The organism is Shinella sp., assembly GCF_035998705.1.
Lineage (GTDB): Bacteria > Pseudomonadota > Alphaproteobacteria > Rhizobiales > Rhizobiaceae > Shinella.
In genome coordinates this window covers 22,799-35,144 of record NZ_DASYHH010000005.1, presented here as the reverse complement: position 1 = coordinate 35,144, position 12,346 = coordinate 22,799, and the positions used below count along the sequence as shown (strand labels likewise).

Below are 12,346 nucleotides of genomic sequence, written 5' to 3'. Positions count from 1 at the left end.
CTTATGATTCGGTCGCGAGGATTCCAGCCTTTCTGCACCAGTCGCGCAAGGGGGCGAGATCGCGATGGCTGAGCGCGCGCTCCAGATTGCGGAAGGTTCGCGGCATGTGGCGCATATAGGAGGGCTTGCCGTCGCGCTGCATGAGGCGCACCCAGAGGCCGACGAGCTTGCAATTGCGCTGCGCCGCCATGACATGCCAGTCGCGCAGGAACCGTTCGCGGTCGAAGCCGGCGTCCTTCCCGCGCAGTGTCAGATAGTGGTGGAGCACGTCGTCGGCCACGCCCTCCGGCATGTCGACGCGGGCATCCTGCACCAGCGAGGCGACGTCATAGGCCGAGGGGCCGATCATCGCATCCTGGAAGTCGATGATGCCGACCCGGTCGGTGCCGGCCGCCTCCGGCCGCCAGATGATGTTCGGCGAATGGAAGTCGCGCAGCAGCAGATTGTGCTCCGCGGCGGAAAGGCTTTCGATCAGGGCATCCCAGATCGCGATATAATCGCGGCGTTCGTCGTCGCTCGCCGGCGTGCCGCGTTTCCAGGGCAGATACCAGTCGGTGAGCAGGCTCACCTCGATCTGCATGGCATCACGGTCGAAATCCGGCACCGTATGAACGATTCCATCCGCCACCGGAAGGTCGCGATCGAAGGCCTGTCCATGCATATGCGCCAGGCAGGCGGCACTTTCGCGATAGCGTTCCGCAATGGGCACGCCGTCCTCATCGAGCACGCCGGCGCTGCCGAGGTCCTCGATCAGCAGGATGCCTTGCTCGATATCCATTTCGTAGATGGCCGGCGCGCGAAGACCTTTTTCGACGAGGGAACGCGCAATCGCGATGAAGGGCCGCACGTCTTCGGCGATATGGGCGATCTGCTGGTAATATTTGCCGTGGGCGAGGATCGGGCCGGGCGTGTGCCGCGGCGAATCCATCAGCACGAGACGCTTGTCGCCGGTATGGATGTGCTCATAGGCGCGAACGGAGGCGTCGCCGGTCAGGTGGCGCCGGGTCGCATTTGGGTAGCCGGCTTCGTCGAGGAAGCTGCGGATTGCGAGCGAGCGCTGAATCCGGGCAAGGACCGGTGCAGGACCGTCGATCTCCACCCGCCGGCCGTCGCCTTCGTGCAGGAAGTGCAGCGTGATGCCCTCCGCCGGCAGCGCGCCAAAACCTTTTTCCGGCCATTCCACCAGGCAGATGCCGTCGGAGAGCGCTTCGTCGAAGCCGAGTTCGTCGATCTCGGCGGCATCCGCGATGCGGTAGAGGTCGAAATGCGCGACGGGAACGCGCAGGTCGTAGATCTGGACCAGCGTGAAGGTTGGGCTCGGCACCTCCAGCATCGCGTCGTCTGCGATGGCGCGGATGATCGCGCGGGCAAGCGTCGATTTGCCGGCACCGAGATCGCCGTTGAGCGCCACATAGTCGCCGCGCCTCAGCGCCAGGGCAAGGTCCTCGCCGAAGCGGATGGTGGCGGCTTCGTCGGCGAGAAAAAGGTCGAGCGCCATGGACCTATTCCGCGGCGGCGAACGACGTCATCGTCGCGGAAGGCAGGCGGCAGGTGACGACCGTGCCGCGGCCCTCGTGGCTGTCGATCGTGACGCTGCCATGATGCAGGCTGACGAAGCTTTCGACGATGGAAAGGCCGAGACCGGCACCGCCGTGGCGGCCGTGGCTTTCGAAGCGGTTGAACACGGTCTTCAGCACGTCCTGCGGAATGCCCGGTCCGCGATCGGAGACGGTGAAGAGGAGGTCGTTGCCGTCGCGCCAGCATTTCAACCCGATGGCGCTGCCGGCAGGCGCGAAATTCGCGGCATTGCTGAGCAGCTTGATGAGGATCTGCTTCAGCCGCTGCTGGTCGGCGACGATCGTACCGAGATTGTCCGGCGCGATGATTTCCAGCGTCACCTGCGCCTCGTGCAGGCGGTCGGCGAACTGCATCGACACGTCGTCGAGCAGGTCCGTCAGGTTGATCTCGCTATAGTCGAGCTCCATGATGCCGGCATCGACGGTGGCGAGGTCGAGAATGTCGTTGACGATGGTGAGCAGCACCGCCGAGGATGTGGCGATGTGATCGACATATTCGGACTGCCGGTCGCTGAGTTCGCCCATGCTCGGCGTCTTCAGCAGGTCGGCGAAGCCGATGATGTTGGTGAGCGGCGAGCGCAGCTCGTAGGAGACGTGCTGGACGAAATCGTTCTTCAGCGCGTCGGCCTTGCGCAGTGCATCGTTCTTTTCCGTGAGCGCCCGGCTGACGCGCACGCTGTCGGTGATGTTGACGAAGGTCAGCATCGTCTGGGCGTTGGAGAGCGGGATCACCGCGAAGTCGAGCACCAGCCCGGTGCGCAGCTCCAAGACACCCTGGCAGGACGGCCGCTCGTCGTCGAAGCTGGTGATGATATGCGCAAAGCGCTTCCAGCCGTCCGGCCTGTCGTAGGAGGGCGCGCAGGCCTGCTCGATGGCGCGGATATGCGTCCCGGATTTCGCTTCCGCCTCGCTGATGCCCCAGAGCGCCCGGAAGGCGGGGTTGGAGAGACGGATGCGGCCGTCGGGGCTGAATACGGCGACGCCCTCGGCAAGGTGGTCGATCGTCTCGTCCTGCACCTGCACCAGCGTGTTGTAGCGGGTTTCGAGATCGACCTTTTCCGTCAGGTTCTCGAAGACCCAGGTGGCGCCGCCCTGCGGGCGGGCCGTGGCGAAGACGCGCAGCGTCTGGCCGTTCGGCAGGTGCCAGAGGTCGGTCTGGGTGTCGATGGCGCGGTAGACGGCGAGCGCCGCGTCCTTCCATTGTTTCCAGTTCAGCTGTTCCGGCAGTTTGCCGGCGGCGCGCAGGCGGTCGAGCAACTCGCCATTGCCGGGCTTGCGTTCCAGGAAGGCCGTCTCGATGTCCCACATGCGCTGGAAGGCCTGGTTGTAGAATTGCAGGCGCTGTTCGCCGTCGAAGATGGCGACGGGGGTGGCGAGATGGTCGAGCGTCTCGGCATGGCTCTTCAGCGTGCGGACAAGCTCTTCGCGTACGGCCTCGACGTCCGAGACATTGATCGCGATGCCGGCAGAGCCGCTGGCGCTGCGCGCATCGACGACGTCGAAGAAGCTGCGGTTGCCGCTGACGACGGTCGAGACCTTGTCGTGGAAGGGCGTATCGTAGGTGCTCGACGCACGGATCTTTTCGCGCGCGATGGTCGGCAGCAGTTCGCGTCCTTCGCGCACGGCACTCGCCGCATCCTTCGCCTCGACGGCCTCGGCATAGGCCTCGTTCACCCAGGCGAGCGACCCGTCGGCGGCGCGCTGCCAGACGGGGAGATCGATCTGGTCGAGCAGGCCCTGCAGCGTGGTCAGCGCCTGCACCAGCCGGTCGCGCTCGAGCTTCAGCTCGGCCGCTTCGGCGCGCAGGTTGTTGAGGGCGACGAAGCGCACGAAGGCCTGTCCGCCGGACACGCGGCCCTGCGCCTCGATGACCTCCTCGCGGCTGGTCTCGATGATGAGGTCGAAACTCTGCGCCTGCGAACGCAGCCGCTCGACGGCGCGCTCGATCTCGACGGCGGAACCGGATTTCAACCAGCGGCCGAAGGCGAGGAAGTCGCGGTCGGCCTGCGGGGCGCCGGTTTCGGCCGGCAGCTGGCCGAGGAATTCCGGCTTGTCGGAAAGGCCGTCCCACACGACGATGCGGCGGTTCTTGTCGCCGATCAGCGCCTGGAGGCGCGAAACGTTGTGGCGCGAATCGGCAAGATGCACCTTCAGCTCGCGGTTTTCCGCTTCCATGCGGCCGCGCTGGCGGATCATCCAGATGGCGGAGACCATCGCCGCCGACATCACGCCGAGCAGCATGGAAACGGTGACGATTTCCGTCGTGGCGAGATAGGGGCCGGCGGCATGCGCCGGGCCGGCAAGCGCGCTCAGCGCCGAGCCGGCAGCCAGCACGCCTGCGAGGCGGCGCGCGCCGCGGGCCGTTAACCATGTTTCGATTTTGTTCGTTCCGGCAGGCGCGAAGGAATGCGCCATGCCCCGTTCCGGTACGGCAAAAGCCTGCCCGGAACGGCCTCGTTTCATTTCCGACATCATCCCCGGTATGTCTCCGTCCGTTTGCCGCCTGATCGACAAGACATCCCATCCGGCGCGTAAGGTCCGCATCTTCACGCCGAATCAATTGCTTAAGGATACTTGTTTCCCGAATCGTCGGGAAGGGACGCGCCCAAAAAAGAGGCGGCGCGCCTTGTCAAGCGCGCCGCCTCTAGATGTTGTGGATAATCCGGGTAAGGATCAGTACCTGTAGTGCTCAGCCTTGAACGGACCCGTCGTCGTCACGCCGATATAGCCGGCCTGCTCATCGGAGAGCTCGGTAAGCTTGGCGCCGAGCTTGGCGAGGTGAAGGCGCGCGACCTTCTCGTCGAGCTGCTTCGGCAGCACGTAGACTTCGTTCTGGTAGGCGTCGCCCTTGGTGAAGAGTTCGATCTGGGCGAGCACCTGGTTCGAGAACGAGGCGGACATCACGAAGGACGGGTGGCCGGTGGCGTTGCCGAGGTTGAGCAGGCGGCCTTCCGACAGCAGGATCATGCGGTTGCCCTTCGGGAACTCGATCATGTCGACCTGCGGCTTGATGTTCGTCCACTTGAAATTGCGCAGCGACGCGACCTGGATCTCGTTGTCGAAGTGGCCGATATTGCCGACGATCGCCATGTCCTTCATCTCGCGCATATGCTCGACGCGGATGACGTCCTTGTTGCCGGTGGTCGTGATGAAGATATCGGCCGAGGACACGACATCTTCGAGCTGCACGACTTCAAAACCGTCCATGGCGGCCTGCAGCGCGCAGATCGGGTCGATTTCCGTGACCTTGACGCGGGCGCCGGCGCCCTTGAGCGATGCGGCGGAACCCTTGCCGACGTCGCCATAGCCGCAGACGACGGCGACCTTGCCGGCCATCATCACGTCGGTGCCGCGGCGGATGCCGTCGACAAGCGATTCCTTGCAGCCGTACTTGTTGTCGAATTTCGACTTGGTGACCGAGTCGTTGACGTTGATCGCCGGGAAGGGCAGCAGGCCCTTCTGCTGGAGCTGGTAGAGACGGTTGACGCCGGTCGTGGTCTCTTCCGTGACGCCCTGGATGGCATCGCGCTGCCTGGTGAACCAGCCGGGCGTTGCAGCAAGGCGCTTCTTGATCTGTGCGAAGAGGATTTCCTCTTCTTCCGAGCCCGGATTGACCAGGATGTTCTCCCCGGCTTCCGCACGGGCGCCGAGCAGGATGTACATGGTGGCGTCGCCGCCGTCGTCCAGGATCATGTTGGTGAGGCCGCCGTCGGCCCACTGGAAGATCTTGTCGGTGTATTCCCAGTATTCGGTGAGGGTTTCACCCTTCACGGCATAGACCGGGATGCCGGCAGCGGCGATCGCGGCGGCGGCATGGTCCTGCGTGGAGAAGATGTTGCACGAGGCCCAGCGCACGTCGGCGCCGAGTTCGACCAGCGTCTCGATGAGAACGGCGGTCTGGATGGTCATGTGCAGCGAGCCGGTGATGCGCGCGCCCTTGAGCGGCTTGGCCGTGCCGAACTCTTCGCGGCAGGCCATCAGGCCCGGCATTTCGGTCTCGGCGATCTGAATTTCCTTGCGGCCGAAATCGGCAAGCGCGATGTCGGCGACGTGATAGTCCTGCGTGGTGGTCATGGAGGTCTCCAGCCTTCTGAGCAATTCCAGCAAAAGTGTGAGCGGTTTTGCGTTCGGAATTGCGAAATAAGAAAAGGTTCTTTGCGCGATGGCGCTTCCTATCAGGAAACGCCGGCTGGAGCAACCTGATATAAAGAAGTCTTTATATCCTTATATTGACGTAAGAGCTACATCTCTTCGCCGAATCGGTCGGCGATCAGCGCATCGAGCGCATCGAGCACCTCCTGCGCCTGAGCACCCGTCGCCGTCACCTGCACGCAGCAGCCGGGGCTGGCGGCGAGCATCATCAGGCCCATGATCGAGGTGCCGCCGACGGTCATGCCATCCTTGGAGACCGTCACCTCCGCGTCGAAGCCGTCGACCGTCTGGACGAATTTTGCCGAGGCGCGGGCGTGCAGGCCGCGCTTGTTGATGATGAGAAGCTCTTTCGAGACGGTCATGGACGGCGGGAAACCTTATTTGCCGCTCAGCACGCGGCTGGCAACGTTGATATATTTGCGGCCGGCCTCCGACGCGTCGATCAGCGCCTTTTCCATGTTGTTCTCGCCGCGGATGCCGGCAAGCTTGATCAGCATGGGCAGGTTGACGCCGGCGATCACCTCGATGCCCTCGCCGGTCATCACGGAGATCGCAAGGTTCGAGGGCGTGCCGCCGAACATGTCGGTGAGGATGATGACGCCATGGCCCTGGTCGGCCGTCATGACCGCTTCCAGGATGTCCTGGCGGCGCTGATCCATGTCGTCCTCGGGACCGATACAGACGGTCTCGATCGCCTTCTGCGGACCAACGACATGTTCAAGGGCGTGCCGGAATTCCTCCGCCAGCTTGCCATGGGTGACAAGCACCAGTCCGATCATCAGCAGTCGCTCCAGTTTCCCAACTCAAACGGACGGCGAATACCGCAATGCAACAATTCCGTCCACCGTTGGGGTGGCCATCATGTCAATGAAAAGGCCAAGTGCAAGCCCAAAATGCCCGATTTCGGTTTTTGACGGGGCTTTTGCGGTCAACTTTTGAGGATTTCCGGATGCAGTGCGGCCAATGTCGAGAAGGCCGTGCAACCGGGAAAGAGCGGCAGCCGCGTTACAGGCAGAAAGACGGACGCCACGAGCTCGACGGTTTCCCCCTCCGGCGGCAGACGCTCGCCGAATGGCGGCGCCAGCGGGCGGATCGCCCGGGAAAGCACGGCCGCCTCGATCGTCGCGACGTTGACGATGCCGGCGCCCCGCACTTCCGCAAGCCCGGCAATGCTGGCCGGCGCCCGGGCGACGATACGCCCGCCCGCCTGGTGGATCAAGACCTGGTCGTCGCTGACGAGCGCTGCGAAGAGGCCGCGGCCGCGCGCCTCTTCGATGCAGTGCAGCGCGACGGCGCTTTTGCCGGCCCCGGAGGGCCCGAGAAAGAGAAGTCCCGTCGTGCCGATGACGATTGCCGTCGCGTGCACGTTGGGGGGCGGCGTCATTTCTGGTTGCCGGTCGGCAGCGACAGCGTGAAGCGCGCACCATTGATGGTGCCGGTCGCCTTGTCGAGGATGTTTTCCGCCTTCAGCGTTCCGCCATGCGCTTCGGCGATCTGCCGCGAGATGGACAGGCCGAGGCCGGAATTCTGGCCGAAACCTTCGCTGGCCGGGCGGTCGGTGTAGAAGCGCTCGAAGATGCGGTCGATGTCTTCCGCCTGGATGCCGGGGCCGTTGTCCTCGACCTGGATGAGGCAGCGGTCACCCCGGCCGCGCGACAGGCGCACGACGATGCGCCCGCCCGGCTCCGGCACGAAGGAGCGCGCGTTCTCGATGAGGTTGGTGACGATCTGGCCGATGCGCAGCTCGTAGCCGCTGACATTGAACTTCGACTTCGGATTGTCCTTGCGGTCGACGACGAAATCGAGCGTGACCGGCTTCTTGCGCGTGTAGATCTGGCGGGAAATATCGATGAGGTCGCCGAGCAGCTTTTCGAGGTCGACGGTGCGCGCATCGCTGCGGGCAAGCTCCGCATCGAGCCGCGAGGCATCGGAAATGTCGCTGATCAGCCGGTCGAGGCGGCGCACGTCATGCTGGATGATGTCGAGCAGGCGCTTCTTGGACTCCTCCGTGCGGGCGAGCGGCAGGGTTTCCACGGCGCTGCGCAGCGAGGTGAGGGGGTTCTTCAGCTCGTGGCTGACATCCGCGGCAAAACTCTCGATCGCGTCGATGCGGTCGTAGAGCGCCGTCGTCATCTGGCGAAGCGCGATGGAAAGGTTGCCGATCTCGTCCTGGCGCACGGAGAAATCCGGGATTTCCTCGCGCTCCTTGGCGCCGCGCCGCACGCGGATCGCCGCTGCCGCAAGCCGGCGCAGCGGATTGGCGATGGTGCTGGACAGAAGCAGCGACAGCGCGATGTTGACGAGGCCGGCGACGCCCGCGACGCGCATGATGGCGAGGCGCTCGGCATGCACGATCTTGTCGATATCGCCCGCCTGCGTCGACAGCAGCAGCACGCCGAGCACCGCGCGGAAACGCTGAACGGGAACGGCGACCGAGACGATCAGCTCGCCCTTGTCGTTGACGCGCACGACGGCGCCGCGCACGCCCGTCAGTGCGTTCATCACTTCCGGATAGATCGAGCCGTCGCCGCCGGGCGCTTCCTTGTATTGCGGCAGGTTGCTCGGCTGGAGGATGCGGTTGAACCAGACGTTCATGCGCTCGATCAGGCTGGTGCTCTCCGGTTCGACCGGCGGCAGGTCGAAGCGCAGCACCTGGCCCTGCGTATAGAGATGGCGCGAATCGAGCAGCAGATTGGCGTCGGTATCGTAGATGCGGGCGCGGGTGCGCGTCGGCGAGATCAGCCGTCTGAGAACGGGTGCCACGCGCTCCGGATTGATCGGGAATTCCAGGTCCTCGTCATTCGGCAGCGGCGTGATGCTCTGGCCGGCCTGCAGTTCCAGCAGTTTTTCCGGGTCGATGGTGATCGAATTGGTGTCGACCGAGGCGGAGGCGGAGATGGCGCCAGCAATGATCTCGCCCTGGGTCAGCAGGCTTTCGACGCGCGCGTCGATCAGCCCCTCGCGAAACTGGTTGAGATAGAGGATGCCGGCGACCAGCACGACGAGCGCGACGAGGTTGAAGAACAGGATGCGGCGCGTGAGACTGGAAAAGACCGCATTGCCGAAGATCCGGCGCGCCAGCGTGAAGGGATGCGTCCAGCGGCGACGCAGCGAGCGCGGCGCGGGCCGGCCCTCGACGTCTTCCCCATCCCTTTCCGGCCCATCCTTTTCCGACATCGTCTGCAACAAGCGGGTCTACCTTCCATGCGCACGGCACGAGGCCGCCGACCGCGGCATGCCATCGCTGCCGCGGTTCATGCAAGCGAAATCGCGCCTCAGGCGGTCTCGCGAAAACGGTAGCCGACGCCGTAGAGCGTTTCGATCATGTCGAAGTCGGTATCGACCATCTTGAACTTCTTGCGCAGCCGCTTGATGTGGCTGTCGATGGTGCGGTCGTCGACATAAACCTGTTCGTCATAGGCCGCATCCATCAGCGAATCGCGGCTCTTCACGACGCCCGGGCGCTGGGCCAGCGAATGCAGGATAAGGAATTCGGTGACGGTCAGCGTGACCGGCTCGCCCTTCCAGGTGCAGGTGTGGCGCTCCTGGTCCATGACGAGCTGGCCGCGTTCCAGCGAGCGGGCCGCGATTTCGCCGGCCTTGGCCGCATTGCCGGTGCCACCGGAAGCGGCAGCCGCCTCGCGGCTGGAGGCCCGGCGCAGGATCGCCTTGACGCGCTCGACGAGCAGGCGCTGCGAGAAGGGCTTGGTGATGAAGTCGTCGGCGCCCATCTTCAGGCCGAACAGTTCGTCGATCTCCTCGTCCTTCGAGGTGAGGAAGATCACCGGGATGTCCGACTTCTGGCGCAGCCGCCGCAACAGCTCCATGCCGTCCATGCGCGGCATCTTGATGTCGAAGATGGCAAGATGCGGCGGGCGGGCGAGAAGCCCGTCGAGCGCCGAGGCGCCGTCCGTATAGGTCTCGACCTTGTAGCCCTCTGCCTCCAGAGCGATCGACACGGATGTCAGAATATTCCGGTCGTCGTCAACGAGTGCGATCGTCTGCATCCTGTTAGTCTCCATATTCATGGGCGTCTTTCCCGACCTCGGATCGTCTTCCTGTCCTGGATGTGATGCGCCTCCTTGGGGATAAAGGTGGAACAAATTGTGGCAAAGATAAAGGGAGACGTTTCGGGCGCACTGCGCGAGTCATTTTTAAATCGATTATTCAAACGATTAAAAAAGTAAGACAAATATTTAAATCGATTAAATAATTGATATCATTGCAAAAATTCTACTTTCCTCTTGTCTTTGTGACAGTCCCGGATTAGCTTCCCGGAAAATCCACACCAGTCTTGTCGCCTTGGAGGAAAACTGGACCATGCAGGAACTTGGCGTTCGCAACCCCGCTCAGGGGCTCACCGCGATGGGTATCCACACCAACGGCACGGTCCGGTACAACTTTGCAGCAGAGGCTCTTTACGAAGAGGCGCTCGGCCGCGGCGAAGCTGTCAAGACCGCGCATGGGGCGCTGCGTGCGCTCACCGGCCAGCACACCGGCCGCTCGCCGAAGGACAAGTTCGTCGTGCGCGACGAAAACACCGAAGGCGCCATCTGGTGGGACAACAACAAGGCCGTGTCGCGCGCGCATTTCGACGCGCTGCATGCCGACATGCTGGCGCACGCCGCCGACCGTGACCTCTTCGTGCAGGATCTGATCGGCGGCGCCGACACAGCCTATGCGCTGCCGACCCGCGTCGTCACGGAACTCGCCTGGCATTCGCTGTTCATCCGCAACCTGCTCATCCGCCCGGACGAGTCCGATCTTGCGGGTTTCGCGCCAAAACTCACCATCATCGACCTGCCGACCTTCAAGGCCGATCCGGAGCGCCATGGTGCGCGCACCGAAACCATGATCGCCTGCGACCTGACGCGCGGCATCGTGCTGATCGCCGGCACCTTCTATGCCGGCGAGATGAAGAAGTCGGTCTTCACCGTTCTGAACTGGCTGCTGCCGTCGGAAAAGGTCATGCCGATGCACTGCTCGGCCAATGTCGGCCCGGATGGCGACGCCGCCGTGTTCTTCGGCCTGTCCGGCACCGGCAAGACGACGCTGTCGGCAGACCCGAGCCGTACGCTGGTCGGCGACGACGAACATGGCTGGGGCGAAAACGGCATCTTCAACTTCGAAGGCGGCTGCTACGCCAAGGCGATCCGCCTTTCGGCCGAAGCCGAGCCGGAAATCTATGCGACGACGCAGCGTTTCGGCTCCGTTCTGGAAAACGTCGTGCTCGACGCGAACGGCGTTCCGGACTTCAACGACGGTTCGCTGACGGAAAACACCCGCTGCGCCTATCCGCTGGATTTCATCCCGAATGCCAGCGACACCGGCCGCGCGCCGCATCCGAAGACCATCATCATGCTGACGGCCGATGCCTTCGGCGTGATGCCGCCGATCGCGAAGCTCACGCCCGACCAGGCCATGTACCACTTCCTCTCCGGCTACACCGCCAAGGTCGCCGGCACGGAGCGTGGCGTGACCGAGCCGGAAGCCACCTTCTCGACCTGCTTCGGCGCCCCCTTCATGCCGCGCCACCCGACGGTTTACGGCAACCTGCTGAAGGAACTGATCGCCGAACACGGCGTCGATTGCTGGCTGGTCAACACCGGCTGGACCGGCGGCGCCTATGGCGAAGGCCGCCGCATGCCGATCAAGGCGACCCGCACGCTGCTGGCAAGCGCTCTCGACGGCTCGCTGAAGGACGCGCTGTTCCGCCGCGACGACAATTTCGGCTTCCAGGTGCCCGTCTCGGTGCCGGGCGTGGACACGAAGATCCTCGACCCGCGCTCGACCTGGGCAAACGGTGCCGCCTACGACAAGCAGGCCCAGAAACTCGTCGACATGTTCATCGCGAACTTCGAAAAGTTCGAAAACCATGTGGACGGCGGCGTGCGCGATGCCGCACCCGGCCTGAAGATCGCCGCGGAATAAGCTTTTCTCCGATGATTCACGTGAAACCCGGTCCTCGCGGCCGGGTTTTTCGTTGCCTGCGCCGGCTTCCCGTTTCCGCGATCGCCTATCCTTTTGTTTCTGCGCAATTCCGCACGCAAAACCGCGATGCACTTTTGCTGGAATTGCTCTAAAACGGCGTGGAAAGGAACATCCATGGCCAGCGACCCCCTCTATATCAAAAGCTCCATCACGATTGCCGGTTGGGAGCTGACCGAACAGTTCGTGCTGGCCGGCGGTCCGGGCGGCCAGAACGTCAACAAGGTCTCGACGGCGGTGCAGCTGTTCTTCGACCTGCGCAACTCGCCGTCGCTGGACGATCGAGTGAAGGCGAATGCCGAAAAGCTCGCCGGCCGCCGGCTTTCCAAGGAGGGCGTGCTGCTGATCGAGGCGAACCGCTTTCGCAGCCAGGAGCGCAATCGCGAGGATGCGCGCGAGCGGCTGAAGGAACTGATCGTGAAAGCCGCCGAACCGCCGCCGCCGGTGCGCAGGAAGACCAGGCCGACGAAGGGTTCGGTGGAACGCCGGCTCAAGGAAAAATCCGGCCGTTCCGACGTAAAACGCAATCGAGCGAAGCCCGGCGGCGAATGATTGCCGCAACTTGGCCGTTTATGAATGAGAGTGAAACGAACCCTTTCCTTCGCGGAAAGGCTCTGCTTTAGTTCAAA

The 12,346-nt window shown here is 63.7% G+C and carries 10 protein-coding genes; 2 read left to right on the top strand and 8 right to left on the bottom strand.

Translation table 11 applies throughout. From position 1 onward, the window contains the following. Position 1 precedes the first annotated feature (1 nt). The 8 genes from tsaE to VGN93_RS00795 all read right to left on the bottom strand — a co-directional run bounded on the left by tsaE (position 2) and on the right by VGN93_RS00795 (position 9,736). Positions 2 to 1,498, bottom strand: coding sequence for a tRNA (adenosine(37)-N6)-threonylcarbamoyltransferase complex ATPase subunit type 1 TsaE (gene tsaE, locus VGN93_RS00830; RefSeq protein WP_327505944.1), 1,497 nt, complete (start codon positions 1,496 to 1,498; stop codon positions 2 to 4). Positions 1,499 to 1,502: 4 nt separating this feature from the next. Further along, positions 1,503 to 4,049, bottom strand: coding sequence for a sensor histidine kinase (locus tag VGN93_RS00825; RefSeq protein ID WP_414713976.1), 2,547 nt, complete (start codon positions 4,047 to 4,049; stop codon positions 1,503 to 1,505). 201 nt (positions 4,050 to 4,250) lie between these two features. After that, entirely contained in the window at positions 4,251 to 5,651 is a 1,401-nt protein-coding gene (ahcY, locus tag VGN93_RS00820) for an adenosylhomocysteinase (protein ID WP_327505942.1), read from the bottom strand. A gap of 167 nt (positions 5,652 to 5,818) precedes the next feature. Then, positions 5,819 to 6,091 carry an HPr family phosphocarrier protein gene (locus tag VGN93_RS00815; RefSeq protein WP_319323637.1) on the bottom strand — a complete coding sequence of 91 codons (273 nt, stop codon included), beginning with the start codon at positions 6,089 to 6,091 and terminating at the stop codon, positions 5,819 to 5,821. 15 nt (positions 6,092 to 6,106) lie between these two features. Next, a complete protein-coding gene (locus VGN93_RS00810; RefSeq protein WP_319323638.1) occupies positions 6,107 to 6,508 on the bottom strand; it encodes a PTS sugar transporter subunit IIA in 402 nt (133 codons plus the stop codon). Between the two features lie 149 nt (positions 6,509 to 6,657). Beyond that, positions 6,658 to 7,113, bottom strand: coding sequence for an HPr kinase/phosphorylase (locus VGN93_RS00805; protein ID WP_327505941.1), 456 nt, complete (start codon positions 7,111 to 7,113; stop codon positions 6,658 to 6,660). Beyond that, on the bottom strand, positions 7,110 to 8,906 hold the full coding sequence (locus tag VGN93_RS00800) for a sensor histidine kinase (protein WP_327505997.1): 1,797 nt from the start codon (positions 8,904 to 8,906) through the stop codon (positions 7,110 to 7,112). The genes VGN93_RS00805 and VGN93_RS00800 overlap by 4 nt, the downstream gene beginning before the upstream one ends. Before the next feature lie 98 nt (positions 8,907 to 9,004). Then, positions 9,005 to 9,736, bottom strand: a complete 732-nt coding sequence (locus VGN93_RS00795; RefSeq protein WP_256120419.1) for a response regulator transcription factor — start codon at positions 9,734 to 9,736, stop codon at positions 9,005 to 9,007. A 313-nt stretch (positions 9,737 to 10,049) separates the two neighbouring features. Here VGN93_RS00795 and VGN93_RS00790 point away from each other — a divergent pair, with 313 nt between their 5' ends. Together VGN93_RS00790 and arfB are read left to right on the top strand one after the other, a co-directional pair. Further along, positions 10,050 to 11,660, top strand: a complete 1,611-nt coding sequence (locus VGN93_RS00790; RefSeq protein ID WP_327505940.1) for a phosphoenolpyruvate carboxykinase — start codon at positions 10,050 to 10,052, stop codon at positions 11,658 to 11,660. 174 nt (positions 11,661 to 11,834) lie between these two features. After that, a complete protein-coding gene (arfB, locus tag VGN93_RS00785) occupies positions 11,835 to 12,269 on the top strand; it encodes an alternative ribosome rescue aminoacyl-tRNA hydrolase ArfB (RefSeq protein WP_327505939.1) in 435 nt (144 codons plus the stop codon). Positions 12,270 to 12,346 lie beyond the last annotated feature (77 nt).

Bases quoted from the DNA above. Each gene is read 5' to 3' on its own strand.
- tsaE (WP_327505944.1), bottom strand. From the start codon at position 1,498: ATGGCGCTCGACCTTTTTCTCGCCGACGAAGCCGCCACCATCCGCTTC.
- VGN93_RS00825 (WP_414713976.1), bottom strand. From the start codon at position 4,049: ATGTCGGAAATGAAACGAGGCCGTTCCGGGCAGGCTTTTGCCGTACCG.
- ahcY (WP_327505942.1), bottom strand. From the start codon at position 5,651: ATGACCACCACGCAGGACTATCACGTCGCCGACATCGCGCTTGCCGAT.
- VGN93_RS00815 (WP_319323637.1), bottom strand. From the start codon at position 6,091: ATGACCGTCTCGAAAGAGCTTCTCATCATCAACAAGCGCGGCCTGCAC.
- VGN93_RS00810 (WP_319323638.1), bottom strand. From the start codon at position 6,508: ATGATCGGACTGGTGCTTGTCACCCATGGCAAGCTGGCGGAGGAATTC.
- VGN93_RS00805 (WP_327505941.1), bottom strand. From the start codon at position 7,113: ATGACGCCGCCCCCCAACGTGCACGCGACGGCAATCGTCATCGGCACG.
- VGN93_RS00800 (WP_327505997.1), bottom strand. From the start codon at position 8,906: ATGTCGGAAAAGGATGGGCCGGAAAGGGATGGGGAAGACGTCGAGGGC.
- VGN93_RS00795 (WP_256120419.1), bottom strand. From the start codon at position 9,736: ATGCAGACGATCGCACTCGTTGACGACGACCGGAATATTCTGACATCC.
- VGN93_RS00790 (WP_327505940.1), top strand. From the start codon at position 10,050: ATGCAGGAACTTGGCGTTCGCAACCCCGCTCAGGGGCTCACCGCGATG.
- arfB (WP_327505939.1), top strand. From the start codon at position 11,835: ATGGCCAGCGACCCCCTCTATATCAAAAGCTCCATCACGATTGCCGGT.